At 61.3% G+C, this 23,432-nt stretch carries 22 protein-coding genes and 2 riboswitches; of the genes, 7 read left to right on the forward strand and 15 right to left on the reverse strand.

All coding sequences use genetic code 11. From position 1 onward, the window contains the following. Positions 1–45: 45 nt before the first annotated feature. The 3 genes from JNB91_RS10185 to cobA all read right to left on the reverse strand — a co-directional run bounded on the left by JNB91_RS10185 (position 46) and on the right by cobA (position 4,087). Complete coding sequence (locus tag JNB91_RS10185) at positions 46–1,635, reverse strand: ABC transporter substrate-binding protein (RefSeq protein ID WP_220325393.1); 1,590 nt, start codon at positions 1,633–1,635, stop codon at positions 46–48. A 356-nt stretch (positions 1,636–1,991) separates the two neighbouring features. Further along, entirely contained in the window at positions 1,992–3,305 is a 1,314-nt protein-coding gene (locus JNB91_RS10190) for a cobyrinic acid a,c-diamide synthase CobB (RefSeq protein ID WP_220325394.1), read from the reverse strand. Beyond that, entirely contained in the window at positions 3,302–4,087 is a 786-nt protein-coding gene (cobA, locus tag JNB91_RS10195) for a uroporphyrinogen-III C-methyltransferase (protein WP_220325395.1), read from the reverse strand. Before cobA ends, JNB91_RS10190 begins: the two co-directional genes overlap by 4 nt. Positions 4,088–4,134: 47 nt before the next feature. Between cobA and JNB91_RS10200 the strand changes: the two genes are divergently transcribed. Beyond that, a complete protein-coding gene (locus tag JNB91_RS10200) occupies positions 4,135–5,256 on the forward strand; it encodes a cobalt-precorrin-5B (C(1))-methyltransferase (protein ID WP_222857492.1) in 1,122 nt (373 codons plus the stop codon). On the opposite strand, the gene cobM is transcribed toward JNB91_RS10200, so the two are convergent. Genes cobM through cbiE form a run of 3 tightly spaced genes read right to left on the reverse strand, consistent with a single transcriptional unit; the run spans position 5,232 to position 7,659 of the window. Beyond that, a complete protein-coding gene (gene cobM, locus JNB91_RS10205; protein WP_220325396.1) occupies positions 5,232–6,029 on the reverse strand; it encodes a precorrin-4 C(11)-methyltransferase in 798 nt (265 codons plus the stop codon). The two genes, JNB91_RS10200 and cobM, sit on opposite strands and share 25 nt — an antisense overlap. Further along, positions 6,026–6,412, reverse strand: a complete 387-nt coding sequence (locus JNB91_RS10210; protein WP_220325397.1) for a cobalamin biosynthesis protein — start codon at positions 6,410–6,412, stop codon at positions 6,026–6,028. The genes cobM and JNB91_RS10210 overlap by 4 nt, the downstream gene beginning before the upstream one ends. Continuing rightward, positions 6,409–7,659 (reverse strand): precorrin-6y C5,15-methyltransferase (decarboxylating) subunit CbiE, encoded by a 1,251-nt coding sequence (gene cbiE / locus JNB91_RS10215; RefSeq protein WP_220325398.1) that lies wholly within the window; start codon positions 7,657–7,659, stop codon positions 6,409–6,411. The genes JNB91_RS10210 and cbiE overlap by 4 nt, the downstream gene beginning before the upstream one ends. Before the next feature lies 1 nt (position 7,660). Here cbiE and JNB91_RS10220 point away from each other — a divergent pair, with 1 nt between their 5' ends. After that, positions 7,661–8,428: a cobalt-precorrin-6A reductase gene (locus tag JNB91_RS10220; RefSeq protein WP_223218126.1), complete on the forward strand. Its 768-nt coding sequence runs from the start codon at positions 7,661–7,663 to the stop codon at positions 8,426–8,428. Here the strand turns inward: JNB91_RS10220 and JNB91_RS10225 are convergent. From JNB91_RS10225 to JNB91_RS10255, 7 genes are read right to left on the reverse strand one after another with little or no spacing between them, the layout of a single operon-like run. Then, positions 8,392–9,156: a precorrin-3B C(17)-methyltransferase gene (locus JNB91_RS10225; RefSeq protein WP_220325400.1), complete on the reverse strand. Its 765-nt coding sequence runs from the start codon at positions 9,154–9,156 to the stop codon at positions 8,392–8,394. The genes JNB91_RS10220 and JNB91_RS10225 overlap by 37 nt on opposite strands. Further along, positions 9,153–9,920 (reverse strand): precorrin-2 C(20)-methyltransferase, encoded by a 768-nt coding sequence (locus tag JNB91_RS10230; RefSeq protein ID WP_220325401.1) that lies wholly within the window; start codon positions 9,918–9,920, stop codon positions 9,153–9,155. The genes JNB91_RS10225 and JNB91_RS10230 overlap by 4 nt, the downstream gene beginning before the upstream one ends. Then, positions 9,917–10,546 (reverse strand): precorrin-8X methylmutase, encoded by a 630-nt coding sequence (locus tag JNB91_RS10235; RefSeq protein ID WP_220325402.1) that lies wholly within the window; start codon positions 10,544–10,546, stop codon positions 9,917–9,919. The genes JNB91_RS10230 and JNB91_RS10235 overlap by 4 nt, the downstream gene beginning before the upstream one ends. Beyond that, complete coding sequence (gene cobG / locus JNB91_RS10240) at positions 10,543–11,931, reverse strand: precorrin-3B synthase (RefSeq protein ID WP_220325403.1); 1,389 nt, start codon at positions 11,929–11,931, stop codon at positions 10,543–10,545. The genes JNB91_RS10235 and cobG overlap by 4 nt, the downstream gene beginning before the upstream one ends. Next, the gene (gene cobN, locus JNB91_RS10245) at positions 11,928–15,425 is read right to left on the reverse strand and encodes a cobaltochelatase subunit CobN (RefSeq protein ID WP_220325404.1); all 3,498 of its coding nucleotides are present in this window, start codon (positions 15,423–15,425) and stop codon (positions 11,928–11,930) included. Before cobN ends, cobG begins: the two co-directional genes overlap by 4 nt. Positions 15,426–15,452: 27 nt before the next feature. Further along, a complete protein-coding gene (gene cobW / locus JNB91_RS10250) occupies positions 15,453–16,490 on the reverse strand; it encodes a cobalamin biosynthesis protein CobW (protein WP_220325405.1) in 1,038 nt (345 codons plus the stop codon). Next, positions 16,487–16,915, reverse strand: coding sequence for a DUF1636 family protein (locus tag JNB91_RS10255; RefSeq protein ID WP_220325406.1), 429 nt, complete (start codon positions 16,913–16,915; stop codon positions 16,487–16,489). Before JNB91_RS10255 ends, cobW begins: the two co-directional genes overlap by 4 nt. Positions 16,916–17,017: 102 nt before the next feature. Continuing rightward, positions 17,018–17,241: riboswitch (cobalamin riboswitch) on the reverse strand. A 60-nt stretch (positions 17,242–17,301) separates the two neighbouring features. Further along, a riboswitch (cobalamin riboswitch) is annotated at positions 17,302–17,528 on the forward strand. Between the two features lie 39 nt (positions 17,529–17,567). Here JNB91_RS10255 and JNB91_RS10260 point away from each other — a divergent pair. Genes JNB91_RS10260 through JNB91_RS10275 form a run of 4 tightly spaced genes read left to right on the forward strand, consistent with a single transcriptional unit; the run spans position 17,568 to position 20,598 of the window. After that, positions 17,568–17,741: a CbtB domain-containing protein gene (locus JNB91_RS10260; RefSeq protein WP_220325407.1), complete on the forward strand. Its 174-nt coding sequence runs from the start codon at positions 17,568–17,570 to the stop codon at positions 17,739–17,741. A 14-nt stretch (positions 17,742–17,755) separates the two neighbouring features. Beyond that, entirely contained in the window at positions 17,756–18,523 is a 768-nt protein-coding gene (locus JNB91_RS10265; RefSeq protein WP_220325408.1) for a CbtA family protein, read from the forward strand. Next, the gene (gene cobO / locus JNB91_RS10270) at positions 18,523–19,137 is read left to right on the forward strand and encodes a cob(I)yrinic acid a,c-diamide adenosyltransferase (RefSeq protein ID WP_220325409.1); all 615 of its coding nucleotides are present in this window, start codon (positions 18,523–18,525) and stop codon (positions 19,135–19,137) included. Before JNB91_RS10265 ends, cobO begins: the two co-directional genes overlap by 1 nt. A gap of 3 nt (positions 19,138–19,140) precedes the next feature. Further along, positions 19,141–20,598 (forward strand): cobyric acid synthase, encoded by a 1,458-nt coding sequence (locus JNB91_RS10275; protein ID WP_220325410.1) that lies wholly within the window; start codon positions 19,141–19,143, stop codon positions 20,596–20,598. Here JNB91_RS10275 and cbiB read toward each other — a convergent pair. Next, the gene (cbiB, locus tag JNB91_RS10280; RefSeq protein ID WP_220325411.1) at positions 20,582–21,547 is read right to left on the reverse strand and encodes an adenosylcobinamide-phosphate synthase CbiB; all 966 of its coding nucleotides are present in this window, start codon (positions 21,545–21,547) and stop codon (positions 20,582–20,584) included. The two genes, JNB91_RS10275 and cbiB, sit on opposite strands and share 17 nt — an antisense overlap. A 16-nt stretch (positions 21,548–21,563) precedes the next feature. On the opposite strand from cbiB, the gene cobD reads away from it, so the two are divergent. Beyond that, positions 21,564–22,580: a threonine-phosphate decarboxylase CobD gene (cobD, locus tag JNB91_RS10285; protein WP_220325412.1), complete on the forward strand. Its 1,017-nt coding sequence runs from the start codon at positions 21,564–21,566 to the stop codon at positions 22,578–22,580. A 5-nt stretch (positions 22,581–22,585) separates the two neighbouring features. On the opposite strand, the gene JNB91_RS10290 is transcribed toward cobD, so the two are convergent. Next, a complete protein-coding gene (locus tag JNB91_RS10290) occupies positions 22,586–23,425 on the reverse strand; it encodes an alpha/beta hydrolase (protein ID WP_220325413.1) in 840 nt (279 codons plus the stop codon). Positions 23,426–23,432 lie beyond the last annotated feature (7 nt).

The raw sequence follows: 23,432 nt of genomic DNA on the forward strand, positions 1-23,432 counted from the left end.
CGGTCCACTAATCATCGTTGGGGCCTCTAAGCCCCGTGTTCAGAATCAGGCGCTGAACCAGACGCGGCTTGCGACATAGCCATTCGACATGTCGTTGCCGATATCGCTCACATAGCCCATCAGCTTCTTGGTGCCGGCGTTCACGAAGTCGTTGAACATCGGCAGGATCGTGCCACCCTCGTCGCGTACCAGCATCGCCATTTCGCGATACATCTCGCGGCGCTTGGCTTCGTCCAGCTCGCCACGGGCGGAGATCAGCAGCTTGTCGAAAGTTTCGTTCTTGAAGCGGGTGTCGTTCCAGTCGGCGGTCGAAAGATAGGCACCGGAATAGAACTGGTCCTGCGTCGCGCGGCTGCCCCAATAGGATGCCGAGAAGGGCTGGACGTTCCAGACGTTCGACCAGTAACCGTCGCCGGGTTCGCGCTTCAGTTCGATTTCGATGCCGGCCTTCTTGGCACTTTGCTGGAAGAGGACGGAGGCATCGACGGCGCCGGGGAAGGCAACTTCCGAGGTGCGTAGCAGAATCGGGCCGCTATGGCCGGACTTCTTGTAGTGGAAGGCTGCCTTGTCCGGATCATAGGCGCGCTGCTCGATGCCTTCCGGGAAGAGGGCATAGGTGTCGTTGATCGGAAAATCGTTGCCAACCTTGCCATAGCCGCCAAGAATGCGCTCGACCATTTCCTCACGGTTGATCGCATATTTCAGCGCCATGCGGACGTCGATATTGTCGAACGGCGCCTTGTCACAGTGCATGATGAAGACATAGTGGCCGCCGCCGGAGGTCGTCAGAAGCTGCACCGTCGGGGCGCGTGTCAGAAGCGCAACCGTCTTCGGATCGACGCGGTTGATGAACTGGACCTGGCCGGAGGCAAGGGCTGCCACACGCGCCGTTGCGTCGTTCATGGTGATCATCTCGACGGTCTGTACATAACCGCGATCGGTGCGCCAGTCGTTTTCGTTCTTCTCGAAGGTCATGCGAACGCCGGGTTCGAAACTCTTGACCTTGTAGGGGCCGGTACCGATACCGGCGGTCGGATTATCGACGCCGCCATTCGGCTGGATGACGAGATGGTAGTCGGTGAAGATTGCCGGCAGGTCGGCATTGCCGGCATCGAGGGTTACGACCAGATCGCCGCCCTTGTTTTCGATCCCGGTGATCGATTTCAGCATGCCGGCAGCGCCGGATTCGGTCTTTTCGTCGCTGTGACGCTTCAGGGTGGCGACCACGTCATCGACGGTCATTTCCTTGCCGTCGTGGAAGGTCACGCCCTTGCGGATCTTGAAGGTCCAGGTCTTGGCATCCGGTGATGGTGCCCAGGATTCGGCGAGAGACGGGATGGGTGCGCGCGTTTCCGGATGGGTCTCGACCAGTGTGTCGCCCCAGGTTCGCACGGCAGCGAACATGACCTGAGATGTTGCCTTGGCGGGATCGATACTGTCGGTGGCGGCTCCGCCTTCGAGGCCAAGCTTCAGGTTTCCGCCCTTCTGGGGCGTCTGTGCAGCCGCGCTTTTGGCGAAGAGAGTGCCGGCGGATGACAGCGTTACACCGGCGGCCATGGCGCGGCCCATGAATTCCCGGCGGTTCATGCCGCCGGCGATGACGCGGCCGGCGAGATATCTGGTGAAATCGTTCATTTCCCTTGTTCCCCTTATCCGATGCAGATTTCTGTTCTTGTCATCGACACCCCGTCGTCCGGTTTCCTCTTCCATTGAGAGGGGTGTTTCATGCTGTCGATCGTGGGAAATGGTTCGGTTGCCGCCGACATAACTTCCTTTCTTGCGCAGTCCCCGGCTCATCTTCTGTGAACTCTTTTGCCTCGGGGAATTTCTGCCTAGCGATCGAAGGCCCGTTGAGGCTTGATGAATGGTAAGGGCGCGTTGCCGCGCGGGTGAGCCTTCGCTACGACATTAAGTGCCTTTGATGCGACACATTTGGCAACCCCCCATGGGTTGCGAAAATCAGGCGCCCATCCGGCGAGCGCCCGTTGGGCCTAATCGCGCGCTATTGCATGGAAAAACGTGCCGGTTACCGACCCTCGTTTTCCACCTGACGGGCCGATTTCGACGCCGCGGCCGTCTGCAATCATAGCGAGAGGTTGGTCGTTTCCGGCGTCAATGACGCGTGCGTAATGGAACTCGTGGCCACGGATCAGATCCCCGCCCGCTCCGATCGCGGAAGGACCGAGCAATCGAGCCTGGCGGTAACCGAGGTTCATCTTGCGTTTGGCAAAGCTGGTGGAGTGGGAGAGCAGCCCGGTCATGGCATGGGTCACGCCATCGGGATCCTCCAGCGCTTCGCCCAGAACCATGTAGCCGCCGCATTCGCCATGCACGGGTTTTGTTTCGGCGAAGGCCTTCAAGCCCGCCTTGAAATTCGTTGCCTCCGCCAGTCCTCCGGCATGAAGTTCGGGATAACCGCCAGGCAGCCAGCAGATATCGCAATCTGCCGGTGGCGCGTCATCGGCAAGCGGTGAAAAGGGCACGATTTCGGCTCCCATGGCGCGCCATTGCCGTTTGATGTGCGGATAAAGAAAAGTGAAGGCCGCGTCTTCGGCGAGCGCGATCCGCTGGCCGGGCGGCGAAATCGCCTTCTCCGTCGAACCTATTGAAATATCAAAGGGTTTGGCGGCCTGAAAAATCGCGTCGAGATCGAGCGACTGCTCCATAGCGTCCGCCAGCCGGTCGATATGGGCATCCATTTCCGGGTGTTCGCTGGCCTGAACAAGCCCTAGATGGCGTTCCGGCAGCGTCAGTGTGGGGTCGCGCAGCACGGTTCCTACGACCGGAAGGCCAAGCGCCTCGATCGCATCGCCGGAGAGTTTTTTGTGCCTTTCGCTGCCGGCGCGGTTCAGCACGCAGGCGGCCATTTTCACCGCCGGATCATAGTTCATGAAGCCGCAGGCAATCGCCGCGGCCGTCTGGCTTTGACCCGAGACATCAAGCACGAGAAGTACGGGCAGGCCGAAAAGCCGCGCAAGATCCGATGCCGCACCGGAGCGGTTGGGCTCGGTGACGATGCCGTCGAACAGGCCCATGGCGCTTTCGATCAGGAGCAATTCGGCATCTTGCGCCTGTTCGCGGGCCAGATGGCGCAGAAGATCCGGCGCCATTGCCCAGCTGTCGAGATTAAGGCCAGGCAGGCGGGTCGCCGCTTCGTGAAAACCGGGATCGATATAGTCCGGCCCGGTCTTGATGCCGCGTACTTTTACGCCGCGCCGCTGAAATGCCCTGAGCAGGCCGATCGTCACGCTGGTCTTGCCGGAACCGGAGCGCGGAGCGCCGATAATGAGCGCGCGCGCCGTCATGACTGAGTGCCCGAAAGGATGGCCTGCATCGACACGATTCTGCCGATGACAATCAGTGCCGGTGCAGCAAAGTTCCGGCGCTGCACTTCCGCTTCGACTGTTGCAAGCGTTGCCGTCATCGAGCGCTCGTCCGGCGTCGTTGCCGCCATCAGCACGGCGACCGGTGTGTCGGCGGCAAGTCCGCCTTCCATCAGAAGCCTTGCTATCGTGCCGATGGTGCTGACCCCCATATAGACGACGATAGGCTCGCCTGTCTTTGCCAGCGCCTTCCAGTCGAGATCGCCCGGAGTTCCCGCTGCGTGGCCGGTGGCCAGTGTGATCGAACGGCTGATGCCGCGCATGGTGGCGGGAATATTGGCGGAAGCGAGCGCAGCCAGCGCCGATGTCATGCCGGGCAGCACGCGGAAAGGAATGTTTTCCTTCACCAGCGCCTCGGCTTCCTCGCCGCCGCGACCGAAGATGAACGGGTCGCCGCCCTTCAGCCGCAACACACGCTTACCGGCCTTGGCGAGTTCGATCAGTTTCGCGGTGATATCGTCCTGCGCCACGGAAGGTTTTCCGCCCCGCTTGCCGACGAAGATCAGCTCTTTCGTTCGCGCAAGAGCCAGGACTGCGTCGGAAACCAGCGCGTCGTGGACGATCACATCCGCCTTCGTCAATGCATCGGCAACTTCCAGCGTTAGATAACGCGGATGGCCCGGACCTGCGCCAGCCAGCCAGACATGGCCGGGCGCAAATTCCGGTGCTTCGACGATTTCTTCGAACAACTCATTCACGGACATATGCAAACCTTTTGCCGGCCGGTTGCGGCCGGGCTATAGAAACGGCCATGGAACCGGCCATTGAAGAAGAAAGCAAGAACCTGCGTCGTGGCTGGACCACGGGAACCTGCGCTGCGGCCGCAGCCAAGGCGGCCTGTCTTGCGTTGATGACGGGTGAATTTCCGGCCTTGGTCGAGGTAACGCTGCCTGGCGGACAACGCCCGGCCTTCGCTCTCGCCATGGAGGAAAAGGGCAACAGTTTTGCCAAGGCTGGCATCGTCAAGGATGCCGGCGACGATCCCGATGTCACTCATGGCGCATTGATCATGAGCACGGTGCGTCGCGGTTCGCCCGGTTCCGGTATCACTTTCAAGGCGGGACCGGGGGTGGGCACGGTAACACGGCTCGGTCTGCCGCTGCCGCCGGGTGAGCCGTCGATCAATCCGGTGCCGCGCAAGATGATCGCTCAGGCTATCTCCGAAGTCTGCCATGGCGAAAAGGATTTCGAAGTCGAAGTTTCTGTTGCCGATGGCGAGAAGATTGCCGAGCGCACCCTCAACGGCCGGCTTGGAATTCTTGGCGGCATATCCATCCTCGGAACGACCGGGATCGTCATTCCGTTTTCCTGTGCGTCCTGGATCCATTCCATCTGGCGCGGCATCGATGTGGCGCGCGCAGCCGGTCTCGATCACATTTCCGGCGCGACCGGCAACATGTCCGAGAAGGCGGCTCAAGCCCATCACGGCCTCTGCGAGATCGCGCTGATCGATATGGGCGATTTCGTTGGCGGCATGTTGAAATATGTCCGAAGTCATCCGGTGCCGAAGGTGACGATCGCCGGCGGCGTTGCCAAGATGACCAAGCTTTCCCAAGGCATGCTCGATGTGCATTCCAAGCGCGGGTTGGCCGATCTCGACGCCCTTGCCAAGGTCGCGGCCGAAGCTGGTGCGGATGCCGATCTTGTGGCGCGCATTGCAGCGGCCAACATGGTTTCTCACGCCTTCCAGCTTGCTGAGGAAAGCGGACTTCAACTCGGCGACCATATCGCGGCTCGCGCCTGGAAAACGGCGGCCAAGGCGCTTCGCACACCAGATATTGCCCTGGAAATTCTGGTCTTCGATCGGCAAGGACAACTTGTCGGCAAGACGCATTTCACGCCTTCCGATCATTCCGAACCCTTGCCCTCCTGATCTTTGCTGAACTGATCCCAGCCCGGCCGGAAACGCCTTACATAGTCTGCGTTGTATAGCTGGCTCTCGACAAAATCGGATGCGCCGAGACCTTTACCGACAAAGATCAGTGCCGTGCGTTCGGCCGGCTCTTCCGCCAGCTTTGCCTCTATATCGGCAAGTGTGCCACGGATGATCCGTTCTTCCGGCCATGAGGCACGCACAACGATCGCCACCGGGCAATCTGAGCCATAAAGTGGTGTCAGCTCCTCGACAATCTTTCCGAGCGCATGGATTGCGAGATGGATCGCCAGGGTCGCGCCTGTCGCGCCAAAAGCCTTCAGCGTTTCACCTTCCGGCATTTTCGACGCACGGCCGGAAACGCGGGTCAGAACGAGGCTCTGGGCCACTTCCGGGATCGTCAGTTCGCGTTTCAACGCGGCAGCGGCCGCGGCGAAAGAGGGTACACCCGGTGTCAGCGTATAATCGATCCCATGCTTTTCCAGCCGGCGGATCTGCTCGGCCACTGCGCTCCAGACGGAGAGATCGCCGGAATGCAGCCGCGCCACGTCTTTACCTTCCTTGTGGGCAGCAAGATATTCCGCTTCGATCTCATCCAGCGAAAGCGAACCGGTATCGACGATACGGGCATCCTTCGGGCACCAGTCGAGCAATTCCTTCGGCATGATCGAACCGGCATAAAGGCAGACCGGTGAGCGGGCGAGAATATCGCGGCCGCGTACGGTGATAAGGTCTGCAGCACCCGGTCCGGCGCCGATAAAATGGACGGTCATGCGTTTTCTTTCGTTTCGGCAAGCGCGCAGGTGGCGCCCTGCGAAATCAGGCGCGGTACGATGATTTCTGATGTTTTTCCCGCCGCTGCCAGCGCAGCACCTTCCGAAAGGCTGGAGGACAGTGTCTTGGCAAGGCTGTGGCGGGACACGGTTTTTGTCCGCGGCTCGGCTTCCATCAGGGCATCATCGGCAATGATATGGAGCGGCAACTTCAGCATTTCGGCCAGTTGCAAAATGCCCGGTTCTTCCCGCTTGATCTCGCCTGTGGCCAGTGCCGCAATCGATTCACGTGAAATCCTTGCTTCCAGGCAGGCTGCATCGAGTGCCGATAGAAGCTCTTCGCGGGTGCTGCCCTTGCGGCAGCCGAGACCGGCCACGATCATGATTGCATTCCCTTCGTCCAGCTCCACTGGGTCACCGGCATGGCCGGCTTCCAGCCCTGCATCGATCCCACTGGCGCTGCACGCGAGACGTCCATGCGAATGAGATTGCCGCCGAGTTTTGCCTGTGCGGCCAACAGGACGGCTTCCATTTCCAGCGTCACGGCATTGGCGACCAGCCGGCCGCCCGGCTTGAGTGCCTTTACCGCCGCATCGAAGACGCCCGGCTCACTGCCGCCGCCGCCGATAAAGATCGCATCCGGCTGCGTCAGGCCTTTCAGTGCCGCCGGTGCCTCGCCTTCGATCAGCACCAATGCCGGTACACCGAACCTGGCTGCGTTGCGCCTGATCCGCGCTGCGCGCTCGGCATGTGCTTCGATGGCCGTCGCCCGCATCGATGGATCCGCCAGCATCCATTCAATGGAAATCGAACCCGAACCGGCGCCGATATCCCAAAGCAACTCGCCACGCCGCGGGCTGAGTGCCGCTAGCGTGAGCGCCCGGATTTCCCGTTTGGTGATCTGTCCATCATGTTCGAAAAGCGCATCATCCAGACCGAAACCACGCGGCAGGATGCGCGCGCCTGCATCGGCGATAACCTCGATTGCGACGACATTGAGGACATTGATATCCTGCAGTGCAAACTCACCTGCCGTGCAGGAGCGCATCGTCTCCGCTTCGCCACCCAGGGCTTCCAGCACCGTCATTTCAGATCGGCCAAAGCCGCTCTCGGTCAGCAGTTCCGCCAGTTCCTCCGGGCCTTTTTCGTCGGAGGTCAGGGCAATGATCCGTCTGCCGGGATGTAGCAGTGATCGGATCAGATCGAGCGGCCGGCCATGCAGCGAAACCGTTTCTATATCCTGCAGCGGCCAGCCGAGCCGTGAAGCTGCGAGCGAGAAAGCTGAAGGTGATGGATAGGTCGTGAACTCATCGGAACCGACATGGCGCGACAGGGTGACGCCAACGCCGTAAAAGAAGGGATCGCCAGAGGCGAGAACGCAGACTCGTCTCCCTCTCAATGCCACGACATCGCGCATCGCCGCATCGAACGGGGTTGGCCATGGTCGTGCCTCGCCTTTTATGAGCGATGCCGCCAACTCCAGATGCCGCTTGCCACCAAAGACCACGGAAGCGTCCGCAATCGCGGTCCGGGCACTGTCGCCTAGGCCTTTCACGCCATCTTCGCCGATCCCGACAATGGACAGCCAGCGGCTTTGGTTTAAAGCTTCTCTTACTGATTCAGGAGGCAATTTGACCTACTCCATCCTCATTCTGGGCGGTACGGCGGAAGCCAAGGCGCTCGCCGCCCAGCTTTCGACAAGCCCCGATTACGATATCCTGCTGTCGCTTGCCGGTCGCACCAAGACGCCAGCCGAACAGCCGGTGCCCGTGCGCGTCGGCGGTTTCGGTGGTGCCGAAGGACTGGCAGCATTCCTGCGCGAAAAGTGTGTCGACCTGCTGATCGATGCGACACATCCGTTTGCCGCGAACATTTCCCGCAATGCCGCTGAAGCAGCAGCGTTGGCGGGCAAGGATATCATGGCGCTTCGCCGGCCGGCGTGGTCGCGACAGAAAGGCGATCGCTGGCAGGAGGTCACCGATATTGCCGCTGCCGTTGCCGCGCTCAATATTGCCCCGCGCCGCGTGTTCCTGACGCTCGGCCGGCAGGAGCTCCTGCCTTTTGAAGTGATGCCGCAGCATTCCTATCTGGTGCGCAGCGTCGATCCTGTCGAGCCGCCGCTGAAGCTGCCGACCGTGTCCTATATCACCGCGCGCGGCCCTTTTTCCGAAGCGGACGAGATCCTGCTGCTTGAACAGCATGCGATCGATCTCATCGTCTCGAAGAACAGCGGCGGTGTTTCGAGCGTCGGCAAGATCAGCGCTGCCAGACGGCTCGGCATCGAGGTCATTCTGATCGAACGCCCTCGACTGCCGGATGTGCCATCGGCCAGAAGCGTAGAAGAGCTTGCCGGCATGGTGCGTCACTGGAAGCTCTCCCGCAGAAAGCGCGGCGAATAAACGATCGGGTTTTGGCCGCCCCGCTCGATCAGCCGGGTTTCGACTGTTCCGACGATCACGCAGGTCGCCATGTCGGCCATATCGCCCTGCGCTTCTTCGAGCGGCACGATGCGGATCGCCTCGTCAGGTCGTCCCGCTGCACGGCCAAAAATCACCGGGACCGAGCCGGGCAAATGGGCGCGCAGTATGTCGAAAGCCTCGCCCAGCTGATGCGGGCGCGCCTTGCTGATCGGATTGTAGAAAGCCATGACGAAACCGGCTGTCGCCGCGGCAACCAGCCGCTTCTCGATGATCGCCCATGGCTTCAGGTTGTTCGACAGCGAAATGGCGCAGAAATCATGCCCGAGCGGTGCACCGGCCTTGGCCGCAACCGCCAGCATGGCGGTCACGCCCGGCACGACGGAAAGCTCAATCTCGCGCCACTCGGCCGGGCCGTCATCGATTGCTTCGCAAACCGCCGCTGCCATGGCGAATACGCCGGGATCACCACCGGAGACGACGCAGACCTTGCCGCCATTGGCCGCCATTTCCAGAGCCGCCCTGGCGCGTGCCAGTTCCTCGCGATTGTCGGAGGCGTGGCGGCGCTGGTCAGGCCTGAGGTTCAGGCGGTCTATATACGGAAAATAGCCGAAAAAGTCGGTCGATGCCGTAACTGCCGCCAACGCCTCCGGCGTCATCTGATCGGGATTGCCGGGGCCGAGGCCGACAACGGTCAGCGACCCGGTCATTCGCTGGCTCCGGTCTTTTCCCCCTGCGGCCGGTTGGTCCAGCCGGGAACGAGCACGATGGAGAAATAGGGCGCAGGGCTTTCGTCGCGTGTCTCCAGCCGTTCCGCCGCGCCATTCGCCATGGTGCCGCGCTCGACATAAAGCGCACCCGAGAGCTTTCCGACGGATGCCAGTGCACGGCGGATTTTCGGCAGGTTACGGCCAACCTTCATAATTACGGCGCCATCCGTAACTGCGAGCCGTTCGGCGAGCTTTTCTTCCGACAGCGTGCCGGGCAACACGCTCAAAATATCGTCACCCTGCACCAGCGGCAGGCCGGTCATAGACCAGCAGCCTGACATGGCGGTGACGCCTGCAATCACGTCTGCCTGGTAACGATCCTTCAGCCGCAGATGCAGATGCATGTAGGAGCCGTAGAACAACGGATCGCCTTCGCTCAGCACGGCAACATTCTTGCCGGCGTCGAGATAGGCGGCGATCTCTTCGGCTGAGTGATCGAAGAAATCGTTGATCGGGTTTTTGTAGTCGGCCTCGTCCTTATGGGTCTCGATCGTCACCGGGTAGACGAGCGGCAGTTCCACCGTGCCGGGGCGGATATGCGCCTCGACGATGGCGCGGCCATTGCCGGTAGACCCCTTCTTGCAGAAGAAGGCGACGACATCAGCCTCTTGAACAGCGCGTACCGCCTTCAGCGTCATCAGTTCCGGATCGCCCGGACCGGTTCCGACGCCGGTCAGCTTGCCCTTTATGATCGCAGCGTTCACAGTCCGGCCCTCGCGAGCGCGTTGACGGCGGCCGCCGTCATCGCCGAGCCACCCATGCGGCCGCGCACCACTGCATAGGGAATGTCGTGAACGGATTCCATCAGCGCTTCCTTGCTTTCCATCGCGCCGACGAAACCGACCGGCATGCCGATGATTGCGGCCGGGCGCGGCGCTCCGGCATCCAGCATTTCCAGGAGACGGAACAGCGCCGTCGGTGCATTGCCGATTGCAACGACTGCTCCTTCCAGCTCGTCCCACAGGTCAAGTGCTGCTGCCGAGCGCGTGTTGCCGATTGTTCTTGCAAGTTCCACGGTGCGGCTGTCGCGCAGGGTGCAGATTACCTGGTTTTTCGCTGGCAATCTCGCACGGGTCACGCCATGCGCCACCATTTCGGCGTCGCAATAAATCGGTTTTCCGGCTTTCAACGCAGCGCGTGCCGCCTCGACAAAATCATTCGAGAAGCGGAAATGCTCTGCCGCTTCCACCAGCCCGCAGGCATGAATCATGCGCACTGCGATATCGGCCTGTTCCTCTGTAAAGGCGGAAAGATCGGCCTCCGCGCGAATGATCGCGAATGACTTTTCATAGATCGCATCGCCGACGCGGATATAGTCGTAGTGGGTCATGGTCGTCCTGTAGCTGCCGCTGCCAGCCGGTCGGAACCGATCCGGGCCAGGCATGCGGCTGAGTTTTCGCTTGGCCTTCTTTCCGATCTGACAAGATCGGCTAGGCGGCGAAGCGTGGCGTTGGTATCGGCAAAGCTTGCGAAAGCAAAGGGTTGATCGGCAGCTTTTCCCTGCGCAATCAGAGAAACCCGATCCGCAGTGCCGCAAAGCGCAAGCGCTGCCGGTTGCGGATGGGCGCAGCCTTTGGGGCAGCCGGTCACGTGCAGCCTGAAAGAGCCGTCGAGCAGATCGCCGCATTCGGCGGCAGCTTTTGCTGCAATCTCATGGGTGGCGATCGTCGCCGAATTGCAAGCCGGACTGCCGGAGCAGGCGGCAATATGGCCGCGTGGGTCGGTGGAGGAAGTGACGAAGCCGTTGTCTCCGGCGAAATCCTGCAATGACCGGCAGGCGTTTTCGCTGCCGAAGAAAAGCAGCGAATGGTCGAGCGCCGGTTTTACGGATTTTATACCCAGGCGGGTGGCTTCATCGCAAACGGCGATGAGTTCTTCCGCCCTTGCCTGACCGAAGGCCGGGCCGATGCCGATCGCGTGGAGATGGTCTGAGAGCGCGAACAGATCGAAAGGCGAGCCCGCATTTCTCGTCGTCATGCTCGGGCTTGTCCCGAGCATCTGCGACGGATCGATTGTCACGACACCGGTAGATTTTCGGGACAAGCCCGAGGATGACGGTGGCGTGTGAAGCTGCGTCTCGCTCACCGAAAGATCGCGTGCCAGATCCCGTCCGCGTGCCTTGTTTCCCAGGCCTTTCAGCTGTTTCAGCAGGCCGATGACCGTGTCGACAACGAGTGTTTCACGTAAAACATTGAAAACAAATCCTTTATCTTCGGTGCTGCCGAGAACCAGTTTCCAGTTGTGTTTTCCGACCGCAACAAGACGAATATCCGCCAGCAGATCCGAGTGCCGCAGAACCCCTCCACCATCGACGACGACTGCCATCTTCGGTGCCAGTCCGGTGATGTCGTGTGAGGCTTCGCGAATAGCATCCGCCAGGGGTCGCGGATCGGCAATTTCGCTCTCATCCATCCCGGCAAGCGGCGGAATTTCGACGGCAAGGCCTTCGCGAAGCGGCAGGTTCATGGCCCGCACATCGGCATCTAGATGTGGGGCAGATGTCTTGCTTAAGCCGCGTATCTGCAGATTGCCGCGAGCGGAAATGTCGATCATGCCGTTACCATGCTTGAGCGCCAGCCGGCAGATATCCGCCAGCTGCGCTGGCGAGATCGCCTCGACCAGCGAAATGCGCGCCAGCAGGCCGTCACCGGTCATCATCGGGGCTGAAAGTGCCGGGCAGGCGCCTCTTTGCATTGTGAGCGGGAGCGCCGTCATGCGACTTCTCCTTTTCGCGGGGGCATCAGCATTTCAAGCTCTGCATCTACGGCGTTGCGGCGCGGATGCCAGAGGCCGCGATCAAGTGCCGACCGGAAGCGTTCGCCCATATAGCGCGCGCCCTCGGGATTTTGCGCTATCAGAAACTCCCGCACGGCCTCATTGCCGAGATAGGCGTCATAGGTGGCGTCGATCAGCGATTGCGGAATGGCATGGGTGGTTTCCGCAAAGCCGATCAACCGATCGACCGTTTCGACCAGTTCGGCTGCACCGCGCGGTCCATGGCGCATCTGGCCGGCGATGAAGCGTGGATTGACGGCTCGGGCACGAACAACCCGCGTGACGGCCTCCGAAATCGAGCGTGCCTTCGGCTTTGCCGGATCGGTCGTATCGAGCGCGATCACATCTGCCTTGCCGCCAAGTGCTGCGACAGCCGCCGAAAAACCGCCGATAAAGGCGACATCGGCCGATCCGTCCAGAAGATCGCGGCCGGGATCGTCGCCGGTATGGACGAGCAGGTCGGCATTGCCGATCCGCCCGGCAAATTGACCGGGTACGTGGCTTGCCTCGCCGTCTGCGCCGCCAAAGGCATGGCTGGTGGCGTCGAGATAGATGCGACCGAGTTCTTCCCGCTCGCCCCAAGAGCCATCGGCAAGCTTTTCCTCGATACCGGACCCGTAGGTGCCGGGCGCCGAGCCGAAAATGCGGGGCGGAATGGAGCCCAATTTCTGCGCCTCTTCGGCCAGCGGGTTGTCGCCCGGTGCTTCCTCACGCGCCGCAATTGCCCGCATCGCGGCATCGAGCAGGGCGATCAGTGCCGGGAACATGTCACGGAACAGGCCGGAAATTCTGAGCGTCACATCGACGCGCGGCCGGCCGAGCTGCGCCGGGGCCAAAACCTCGATACCGGTGACGCGGCCGGTCGCCATGTCCTGAACCGGTCTTGCGCCCATCAGCGCCAGCACCTGCGCCACTTCCTCGCCACCGCTTCGAAGCGATGCGCTGCCCCAGAGATCGAAGACGAGGCTTTTCGGCCAGTCGCCATGGTCCTGAAGATAACGGCGCAAAATCTCGTCGGCGGCACGCTTGCCGAGTTCGAAGGCGGTCGGGGTCGGCAGAGTGCGTGGGTCGCTGGCATAAAGGTTGCGCCCGGTCGGCATCACGTCGCGGCGGCCGCGCGCCGGTGCGCCGGAAGGGCCGGGCCGGATATGTCTGCCGTCCAGCGCATCCAGCAGGGCCTGTCTTTCCGTCTCGGCGCTGGCGATTCGCAATGGGTCATCGTCGCCTTCGGCCACCTTGCCAAACACGTGCTGGCCGTCCTTGATGGCAAAGTCTTTCAGATCGCAGAGAAAGGCGTCGATCCGCGCCAAGGCGGTATCCGGGTCGTCGTCACGGGAAACACCGGCATCGGTGGCAATCGTCGTATCGCGGGCTGCATCGACAATCAGCTTTGCCAGCCGGTCGCGGCGGCGGCGATCGAGGCCATCGGCCTGCGCGTATTCATCGACCAGCAGTTCCAGCTTTTTTTCATCATCCGAAAGGCCGGCCCCGGTCAGGACAGGCGGCAGGTGGCCGATGGTGACGGCGGAGATGCGTCGCTTGGCAACTGCCGCTTCGCCCGGGTTGGAGACGATGAACGGATAGATCACCGGCAGGCCGCCGGTCAGGAGTTCCGGGAAACACTCTTTCGACAGCGCCACCGTCTTGCCCGGCAGCCACTCCAGCGTGCCATGGGCGCCGACATGGACGATGACATGGGCAGCGAGTTTGTGGCGTATCCATTGACCGAAAGCGATCAGCGCATGGCGCGGCGGCAGATCAGGGCTGTGATAGTCGGCGCGGCGATCGGCGTTGCGCCCGCGATCCGGTGCCAATGCCACGGTGACATTGCCGAACTGTGCCGCGCGGAACCGGTATGCGCCATTGTCGAGATCTTCGTCGTCCTGCGCGTTGCCCCAGGCCTCAATAGCACCGGGCGCGGCAGCATAGTCGTCAAGTGACAGGGAGCCGGTCTTCTGATCGAGACGATCAAGCAGTTCCCGTGCTGTGAGCGGAATATCGTCAATCGAATAACCGGCGCGCGAAAATTCTCGCAGCATGGAAAGCACGCTTTGCGGCACGTCCAGGCCGACCGCGTAACCGGTGCGGCCCGGAGCACTCGGGTAATCCGGCATCAGGATGACGATCTTGCGCTCAGCGCACGCTGTCATCTTCATCCGCAGAAAGGCCGCGATCCGATCCGCCCCCTGATCGACCCGATCGGGTTCAGGGCGGTTGGCGAGATCGGCCGACCCGCTGCCGTCCTTGAAGGAAATCACGCCTGCCAGAATGCGGCCATCGAGTTCCGGCAGCACGACATGCATGGCAAGATCGGCAGGGTTGAGCCCACGTCGGCCTTCCATCCACCCCTCGCGCCGCGTGGTCGCAACGACGATCTGGAAGACCGGAATGCCCGTGCGGTCGAATATCGTGTCGTTCCTGTCGTCCGTGCCGCTGGCAAAGGCAGTGGTGGTCAGGATTGCTGCCGACCGGAGTCTGGCAATCGCCTTCTCGACGAAGGCAATCGCTTCGGCATCCTTCAGCCCGCTGACGAAAATGGGGATGGGGGCAAAGCCCCTTGCACAAAGCGCTTCGAACAATGCATCGATCGGTGCCGCATCATTGGCAAGCAGCGTGGACCGATAGAACAGGATGGGCAGGTGTGGCGCATCCGGCGGAAATCCGGCCGTCAGCGCTTCAAGATCGACGATGCCTGCACCGGGACGATAAAAACCGGCCTTCGGCATTGGTATTGCGGGTGAGATGACATCTGATTCGCCGCTTGCAAGCGCTGCAAGCCGCTGCACCAGCAGCCGCATATTGTCCGGCCCGCCCTCGCGAAAGCAGGCGAGGATACCGGCAAGTGTCTCTTCGGAGACTGTCGAAGCTGCAGCCAGCCGCTCGTCGCGCATGCTGCATTCGCCGGGCAGCATGACGAGCGCGATCTTCTTCCGCTTCGCCAGCCGCGACAGTTCCTCGACGCCATAGGTCCAGCGATCGTAACCGCCGAGAATGCGCACGAGGATCACCTTCGCATGCGCCGCAGTCTTTTCCAGCCACAGATCGACGGACATCGGGTGGCGCAGGTCGGAGAGGTTGGTGAGGGTAAGGGATGGACTGTTGTCATTGTGGGAGGCGTTACTCCCCTCTGCCCTGCCGGGAATCTCCCCCAAAAGGGGGGAGATCGATTCGAGGCGAGGTTTCGCCCCATTCAGATGTTGAGAATTAGATGATGTCGGTGCGTCCTGCTGATCTCCCCCCTTGAGGGGGAGATGGCCGGTAGGCCAGAGAGGGGTATCAAGGCCGCCGCCCTCAGTTGAACCCCAAGCCGCCGCGATCCCGTTCAGATCGCTGCCGGAAAAGGACAGCACCACCACATCCGCTGGCGACTGGTTGAGGTCGACCGGTTCGATCAGGTCGTCGAGTGACGACGATGTGGTGGCGAGTATATGCATCCTTTTCTCTGACTGCTTTTGGGGCCGTTACGCCGCCAGCATCTTCTCGATCGCGGCGCGGTCGATGCCCTTTTCGCCAATCACGACAAGGCGGCTCTGGCGGGTTTCGCCTTGTGCCCAGGCGCGGTCGAAATAATGGTTTACGCGCGATCCTACCGCCTGAACCTGCAGCCGCATCGGCTTGTTCGCGACATCGACAAAACCCTTGATGCGCAGCACGTTTTCGGCTTCCGCTGTTGCAGATATACGAGCGGCAAGTGCTTCAGGATCGGTGATCGAAGCCAGATCGATGACAAAGCTGTCGAAATCGTCGTGATCGTGGTCCAGTTCGTCATCATGATGGGTCTTGCGGTTTTCGATATCGTCCTCGACGGCAAGGCCCAGGCCGATCAGCACGCCGGGATCAACCGCGCCGTTTGCAGCCGGGACGATCTTCACCGCACGCGGCAGATGTGCCTGAACGCGGCCCTTGGCGGCGGCAAGCGATGACTGGTCCAGGAGGTCGGTCTTGGTCAGCACGATCATGTCTGCGCAGGCCACCTGGTCTTCGAAAACTTCTTCGACCGGATCATCATGGTCGATGGAATCGTCTGCCTGGCGCTGGGCTTCGAGCGCCACGTGATCGTCGGCGACACGGCCTTCGGCGAGCGCCACCCCGTCAACGACGGCGATCACGCCGTCAACGGTTACGCGCGCCTTGACGGCCGGCCACTGGAAGGCCTGCACGAGCGGCTTCGGCAGTGCCAGACCGGAGGTCTCGATCAGGATATGGTCAACACGTGGTTCGCGGGCGAGAATCTGGTCGATCGCCGGCACGAAATCGTCTGCCACCGTGCAGCAGATGCAGCCGTTCGCCAGCTCGATGATGTTGTCGTCCGGGCAGCTCTCGATACCGCAACCCTTCAGCACTTCGCCATCGATGCCGACATCGCCGAATTCGTTGACGATGATTGCCAGCCGTTTGCCGTCGAGCTTTTCGATCAGGTTGCGGATCAGCGTGGTCTTGCCCGCGCCGAGAAAACCGGTGACGACGGTGCAGGGGACCTTATCGAAATTGACGCTCATGAAGGAATGTCCTCGTGATGATGAAAGGGGGGAATGCGCGCCGTCATGCCTTTTCCACGAAGGCACATCGGGCGGCCGCGAAGGGGAAGGAAACCGCGCTCGTCTTCGGCCAGCATCATTGCGCCGGTGACGATGTCGTCGACATTGTCGGTCGAGAGGTGACCAAAGACATAGGACCAGCCGGACCGGTGGTTGAAGGCGGCACTCGGGCTCTTGTCGCAATTGGCAAGGCAGGTCACGGGCTTGACCGCGAGCGGCTTGCCTTCTGCTGCCACGCGCAGAGCCTCGATCAGGCCGATGCCCGGGCGTGCCTCGCTGTTACTCGCCTCGCGGCAATTGGTGCAGACGAAGATCGTCACGTTGAATTCCCCGGCGACTTCATCAGTCGTCACGTCGGGATTGTTCTGTCGTTCGTCACTCGTCATCAAGCCGCAAACCACCGGTTACTCTGCAATCGGGGTGCGCGGCAGGCGGGCGAACCATCCTGCTGTGAAAGATAAACTTCATCCGGAGCACCCCGCCCGGAAAAGCACAATTTTCGAACGGCAGGTCTCCTGGCTCGCGGGTCGTCGCCATCCGCCTGCCTTCCCAGAGAAATCCGTGGCCGGATGGTCTCCAGTGGCGTTTCTGGCAGAATGGCTCGCCGCACACAGTTGCGGGGGCAGCCGCGGCATTGGATGTCGTCATCCGCACCGCATTCTCTCTTAGCCCCCGCCGTTGCCGACAAGGGACCGTTTCTGCGTTCAACTAAGCGTTCCGGCATGGAACTGTCAATGTCGCAAGGGTGATTGCCGATACAACCGAAATGTCTATAGTGATCTTCGTCTTTGGTGCCCGAGAGGGCTATCCAAGGGAATGCGGTGCGACGAAGACGTCAAATCCGCGGCTGCCCCCGCAACTGTAGGCGGAAAGCCTTTGCCCGATACGGCCATCCGGCCGTTACGCCACTGGAGAGATCCGAGGAAGGATCGATCTGGGAAGGTGGGTAAAGGCGCCAGATCCGCGAGCCAGGAGACCTGCCAGAAGACATTCGGCATTGTAAAGAGCCCTCGGGTGGAGGGCAGAAAGACGAATTCCATGGTTAGCTCCACTGCCGGTGCGCTGAGCACCTCCGCATCCAAAATTCTTCCTCTCGGCATGTCGGCCATTCTGGGCCTGTTCATCGTCGGTTTTGTCGGCTTCTCGCATCTGGAAGTCGTGCATAACGCCGCCCATGACACGCGCCATTCGCTGGCCTTTCCCTGCCACTGACGAGGAATTTTCATATGTCGCTGTTTCGTAACATCGTCCTTGCGGCGGTGATCGCCGGTCTGTTGTCCGGGCTGCTGATGACCGTGATGCAGAGCTTTTCCACCGTGCCGCTCATTCTTGCGGCGGAAACTTTCGAAAATGCCGGCGGCGAAGAGGCCGGCCATAGCCACTCCCATGATGCTGCGGCACCGGCTGCAGGCACGGCGGCACCTGCCGATCACCATCATGACGAGGAAGCCTGGGCGCCGGCCGATGGCTTCGAGCGCTTTTTCTATACCGCTGCCGCCAACATTCTGTCTGCAATCGGCTTCGCATTGGTTGCCATTGCCGTTGCCGAGGCGCTCGGCGGTCTCGGTGGATGGCGCGGCGGGTTGATGTTCGGCATTGCCGGTTTCATCGCCGTCAGTCTCGCACCCGGTCTCGGCCTGCCGCCGGAACTGCCGGGCATGCCAGCCGCCGAACTCGGCCCTCGCCAGGTCTGGTGGACTGCAACCGTCGTCTGCACCGCTGCAGGTCTTGGTCTGCTTGCCTATACGCGTTCGGCACTGCTTGCTGTGCTTGCTATCGTCCTGCTCGTCGCCCCGCATCTCGTCGGCGCGCCGCTGCCGGAAAGCCATGAAACAGCGGTACCGATCGAGCTGCATGCCCGCTTCGTCAATGCAGTCTACGCGACCAATCTCGTTTTCTGGGCTGTTCTCGGCGCGCTTGCTGGCGTATTGCGACAGAAGTTTCGCAGCGGCGAGGCCGCGCCCATCGGATCAAACCGGGAGCTTGCAGCATAGTGAAGGACATCGATCAGACCGCCGAAGAACGCCATCGCAGCAAGATGGCAAACCGTAAGGCGGTTCAGGATGCGGAAGTCGCCGAGAAGACCCTGGAAAAGGGTCTTCTCATCGTCCATACCGGCCCCGGCAAGGGCAAGTCGACGGCGGCCTTCGGGCTGGCGCTCAGGATGCTCGGCAACAATCGCTGCGTCGGCATCGTGCAGTTCATCAAGGGGGCATGGTCGACCGGCGAGCAGCCGGCACTTGCAGTCTTCGGTGACCGCGTTGTCTGGCACACGATGGGCGAAGGTTTTACCTGGGAAACCCAGGACCTGAAGCGTGATATCGCGGCTGCCGAAAAGGCATGGGAGAAGGCGCTTGAGCTTATGGCTGACGAAACCATCGGCCTCGTCATCCTCGACGAACTCAATATCGCTCTACGTTACGATTATCTCGATCTGGAAAAGGTCGTCGCCGCCTTGTCTGCCAGGCGTCCGGATCTGCATGTCGTCGTTACCGGCCGTAATGCCAAGCCGGCGCTGATCGAGGCGGCGGATCTCGTCACCGAGATGTCGCTGGTCAAGCATCACTTCAAGGCGGGCGTCAAAGCCCAGGCCGGCATCGAGTTCTAAATCATGGCTGCTCGCTCACTGATGTTCCAGGGAACGGGCTCGGACGTGGGCAAATCGCTGGTCGTGGCCGGTCTTGCCCGCGCCTTCACACTTCGCGGATTGAAGGTCATGCCGTTCAAGCCGCAGAACATGTCGAACAATGCGGCAGTGACCGCCGATGGCGGCGAGATCGGCCGGGCGCAGGCGTTGCAGGCGCGGGCTGCCGGCGTGGCCCTCAGCGTGCATATGAACCCGGTGCTGTTGAAACCCCAGAGCGATGTTGGCTCGCAGGTCGTGGTGCAGGGCCGTGTCGAAGGTAATGCCAAGGCTTCCGAATACCAGACTTTGAAGCCCAGGCTGTTATCCCGCGTTCTCGAAAGTTTTGAAATCCTGAGATCACAGGCGGATCTGGTTCTGGTCGAGGGTGCGGGCAGCGCGTCGGAAATCAATCTGCGCCGGAACGACATCGCCAATATGGGTTTTTCCCGCGCAGCCGATGTCCCGGTGATCCTGATCGGCGATATCGATCGTGGCGGGGTGATTGCCAGTCTTGCGGGCACGAAGCTGGTGATCGATGCCGATGACGCGGCGATGATCCGCGGCTTCATCGTCAACCGGTTCCGTGGCGACCCTGCGCTGTTTGCCGATGGCATGGAGTTGATCGGGCGGTTCACCGGCTGGCAGTCGATCGGGCTTCTGCCGCATTTTGCTGATGCTGCGCTTTTGCCGGCGGAAGATGCGTTGGGCCTCAACCAGTCTTTTGCCCGCAAGCCGGATGCAAAAATCAGGATTGCAGTGCCGATCCTGCCGCATATTTCCAATTTCGACGATCTCGATCCGCTGGAGGCCGAGCCGGATGTGGAGCTGATCCGTGTTCGGCGCGGGCAGGCCATTCCCGGCGATTGCGATCTCGTGCTCCTGGTAGGCTCAAAGGCAACGATCTCTGATCTTGCGGCACTGCGCGAAGCCGGCTTTGATGTCGATATCGCTGCCCATCATCGTCGTGGAGGACGGGTGCTCGGTCTCTGTGGCGGTTATCAGATGCTTGGGCGGAAAGTATCGGATCCGGAAGGCACGGAAGGGCCACCCGGTTCGGTCGATGGCCTCGGCCTGCTCGATGTGGAAACCGTGCTTTCCGGCGCAAAAAGATTGGAAGCAGTTTCAGGCGTCAGTTTTGACGGGATTTCTTTCGCTGGCTATGAAATGCATATCGGCCGGACATCCGGTGCGGATTGTGAGTGGCCATTCTCGACGATCGATGGCCATGCGGAGGGGGCATCCTCGGCGGATGGCCGGGTTGTCGGCACCTATGTCCACGGGCTGTTTTCCGATGACCGGCAACGTTCCGCCTGGCTTTCCCGCCTCGGTGGTTCGTCCTCCGGCCTCGACTATGAGGCCAATGTCGATGCCATTCTCGACCGGCTTGCCGTCCATATGGAGCGGCATCTCGATCTGACCGGGTTGCTCAGACTTGCCAGATGAGGATCGCCAAAACGCCGAAAAGTCCGATCAGCAGCATGTCTGCAATGCGGGCGATCTTCAGCGCGTCATAGATGTCTTCATAGACCAGTTCGCTCCTGCCGCCTTCGCCCATATAGCTTGCCTCGATCATCTGGCCGCCATAGCTGCGTGGGCCGGCAAGTGCGGTACCCAGCGCACCCGCCATCGCCGCTTCCGGCCAGCCGGCATTGGGAGAACGATGGTTTTTGGCATCCCGGTGGATCGCCCTGATCGCATTACCAGGAGACGCATCGCGGACAAAAAATGCGGCGGCGACGAAAAGTGCAGCCGTCAGTCGAGAGGCGGGAAGGTTGATGACGTCGTCAAAGCGCGCCGCCGCCCAGCCGAAGGCTTCATGGCGCGCAGAACGGTGGCCGATCATGCTGTCGGCGGTATTGGCCGCCTTGTAAGCGGCGCCGGCCGGCAGACCGCCGACGCCCATCCAGAAGGCCGGGGCCACAACGCCGTCGGAAAAATTCTCGGCCAGGCTTTCGATCGCCGCGCGGCAGACGGCAGCCTCGTCCAGTTGCTCCACATCACGCCCGACAATCCGCGATACCGCGGCGCGTCCGGCCGGCAGGCCATGGTGCTTGAGCGAGGAGGCGACGTCGCGCACATGCCGCTCCAGGCTTTTCTGGGCCGGAAGGCTGGCGGCAACGAGGATGAGCAGGATCGGGCCGAGAGGGATAGCAAGCAGTACATCCTGCAGCACGGCAGAAACCAGAATGACGACCGCCATCAGCACGGCGAGTGCCTGGATCCCCATGCGCTTGCGCGTGGCAAAGTCATCGGTCTCGCGGTTCCATCGGGTGTCGAGTTGCGATATCAGCCGGCCAATCCAGGTCACGGGATGGCCGATCAGCTTGAACAGCCAGTCGGGGTAGCCGGTGAAGCGCTCCACGATCAGCGCGAAAAATGCGAGAAGGAACATTGCTGTGGCAAACCCGATGGATAAAGATGTCGTTGGCGATCCGATCCAGCATGGCGGCAATCTCGCCAGGGCGCGCGCGCTGTTTCCTCATGCGCCTGAGCCATGGATCGATCTTTCGACTGGTATCAACCCGTATTCCTATCCGCATTCGCCGATCCCCGGCAATGTTTTTGCACGCCTGCCGGAACCGGTATCCCTCGATGAGTTGAAGCTGATCGCAGCCAATGCCTATCACGCGCCCTCCGCGGCCCATGTCGCGGCAGGTCCCGGCACGCAGATCCTCTTGCCGATCGTTGCCTCGTTGATCGACGGACGCAAGGCGGCAATCCTGTCGCCCACCTATGCGGAACATGCCCGCGCGGCAAAACTGGCCGGTTTCGACGTTACGGAAACCGATGATATCGATCAGCTCGGAAGGGCCGATCTCGCGGTCATCGTCAATCCCAACAACCCGACCGGCCGTAATGTTGCGCGAGACGAACTGCTTTCGCTTGCCGCGATCATGCGTGAAAAAGGCGGGCTTCTGATTGTCGATGAAGCGTTCGGCGATGTTTCCGATGCCGAAAGCGTGGCCGACATGGTGGATCTGGGTGGGCTTCTCGTCCTGCGCTCCTTCGGCAAGTTCTATGGTATGGCAGGCTTGAGGCTCGGCTTCGCGATTTCCCGCCCGGATATTGCCCGCACGGTCGAGACTCAGCTCGGCCCCTGGGCAGTTTCCGGCCCGGCACTGTTCGTGGCGGCCGAGGCGCTGGCCGATCGCGCGTGGCAGGCCGATATGCGGCAGAAGCTGAGGAATGATGCCGAGCGCCTTCATGCCTTGTTGCGCCATGCCGGCGTCACGGTTTTCGGATGCACATCGCTGTTCTGCCTCGTTCGTGATCCTAACGCCCAAGCCCTTTACCGGCATCTTGGCGGCCACGGCATCATCACCCGCCGTTTCGACGAACGTCAGGACGATCTCAGGATCGGCTTGCCGGGCAATGACGACTGGGAGCGTCTGGAAAACGCGCTGGTGTCTTTCGCCAAAAACTAGCCAGGTTATGCAGGCCAGATCTGCCGTTCACGGTTGAAGGCCCGGCGAATGAAATTGGCAGGCTGCATCCAGGTGCGGTTGGGATCCGGAAATGGCGGCTTGGCGCCCGAGGGCGGCAGGTATTCGCCATGCTCGTAGTCAAGCTTCCCGTCGATCTGCCAAGGCTGGACGGTATTGCCGATTGCCCTCGGCGGCCCACGAAAGCCGAGGGCGCCGGAGAGCGGGTTGCTGGTCGGGTCCAGAACATGACCAAAGAAATTGCCGAACGGAAAAGCCAGACGAAGCACCAGGTCCTTTTCCGACGCCAGTACATAGACATGCCCGGTTTTCCCGAACGCGTCGGCATATTCCTTTTCAAGGCAGGTTCGCTCTATGGCTGCCGCCATCAGGCAGGCGGATCGCGTTTCACGATCCAGCCGTCTGATCGTTTCCAGAGCCACGCGGACGCCAAGGCTGTGACTGGCGAAGGAAAAACTGGCCGCCTGCGTTAGTTCGCGGTTGCAGAAGGCGGCCAGCTTCTGCCCCGTCAGGTTCGCCGTCGGCTTCTCCACCGGGTAGCTGATGAAGCCCGCATGGGAATCGCCGGGCCATAAAATACCAATAACAACTGCGGAGGACGGCAGGTTGAGGAGAGATTCAAGCCGGGAAAGCGCATGCACACCGTCGCTCTGCTTGTTGTTGTAACCGTGAATGACAAACAGAATATCGCGATCAGCCGTCAACCGGCTGAATATCTCCTGTCTCACCGGAGACAGGGCGAAGCTGGCATCGCTCTTCTGCATGGCCGGCGTGGCCGCAATAGCACCGCCGACGGGGGAAACCCGGAAATTGAGAAACAACGTCATAGCGCGC

It is taken from the genome of Aliirhizobium wenxiniae (assembly GCF_019511445.1).
Taxonomy (GTDB): domain Bacteria; phylum Pseudomonadota; class Alphaproteobacteria; order Rhizobiales; family Rhizobiaceae; genus Neorhizobium; species Neorhizobium wenxiniae_A.

Excerpts from the sequence above, each read along its gene's own strand:
- JNB91_RS10185 (WP_220325393.1), bottom strand. The coding sequence starts at position 1,635 with ATGAACGATTTCACCAGATATCTCGCCGGCCGCGTCATCGCCGGCGGC.
- JNB91_RS10190 (WP_220325394.1), bottom strand. The coding sequence starts at position 3,305 with ATGACGGCGCGCGCGCTCATTATCGGCGCTCCGCGCTCCGGTTCCGGC.
- cobA (WP_220325395.1), bottom strand. The coding sequence starts at position 4,087 with ATGTCCGTGAATGAGTTGTTCGAAGAAATCGTCGAAGCACCGGAATTT.
- JNB91_RS10200 (WP_222857492.1), top strand. The coding sequence starts at position 4,135 with ATGGAACCGGCCATTGAAGAAGAAAGCAAGAACCTGCGTCGTGGCTGG.
- cobM (WP_220325396.1), bottom strand. The coding sequence starts at position 6,029 with ATGACCGTCCATTTTATCGGCGCCGGACCGGGTGCTGCAGACCTTATC.
- JNB91_RS10210 (WP_220325397.1), bottom strand. The coding sequence starts at position 6,412 with ATGATCGTGGCCGGTCTCGGCTGCCGCAAGGGCAGCACCCGCGAAGAG.
- JNB91_RS10225 (WP_220325400.1), bottom strand. The coding sequence starts at position 9,156 with ATGACCGGGTCGCTGACCGTTGTCGGCCTCGGCCCCGGCAATCCCGAT.
- JNB91_RS10235 (WP_220325402.1), bottom strand. The coding sequence starts at position 10,546 with ATGACCCACTACGACTATATCCGCGTCGGCGATGCGATCTATGAAAAG.
- cobG (WP_220325403.1), bottom strand. The coding sequence starts at position 11,931 with ATGACGGCGCTCCCGCTCACAATGCAAAGAGGCGCCTGCCCGGCACTT.
- cobN (WP_220325404.1), bottom strand. The coding sequence starts at position 15,425 with ATGCATATACTCGCCACCACATCGTCGTCACTCGACGACCTGATCGAA.
- cobW (WP_220325405.1), bottom strand. The coding sequence starts at position 16,490 with ATGAGCGTCAATTTCGATAAGGTCCCCTGCACCGTCGTCACCGGTTTT.
- JNB91_RS10255 (WP_220325406.1), bottom strand. The coding sequence starts at position 16,915 with ATGACGAGTGACGAACGACAGAACAATCCCGACGTGACGACTGATGAA.
- JNB91_RS10260 (WP_220325407.1), top strand. The coding sequence starts at position 17,568 with ATGGTTAGCTCCACTGCCGGTGCGCTGAGCACCTCCGCATCCAAAATT.
- JNB91_RS10265 (WP_220325408.1), top strand. The coding sequence starts at position 17,756 with ATGTCGCTGTTTCGTAACATCGTCCTTGCGGCGGTGATCGCCGGTCTG.
- JNB91_RS10275 (WP_220325410.1), top strand. The coding sequence starts at position 19,141 with ATGGCTGCTCGCTCACTGATGTTCCAGGGAACGGGCTCGGACGTGGGC.
- cbiB (WP_220325411.1), bottom strand. The coding sequence starts at position 21,547 with ATGTTCCTTCTCGCATTTTTCGCGCTGATCGTGGAGCGCTTCACCGGC.
- cobD (WP_220325412.1), top strand. The coding sequence starts at position 21,564 with ATGGATAAAGATGTCGTTGGCGATCCGATCCAGCATGGCGGCAATCTC.
- JNB91_RS10290 (WP_220325413.1), bottom strand. The coding sequence starts at position 23,425 with ATGACGTTGTTTCTCAATTTCCGGGTTTCCCCCGTCGGCGGTGCTATT.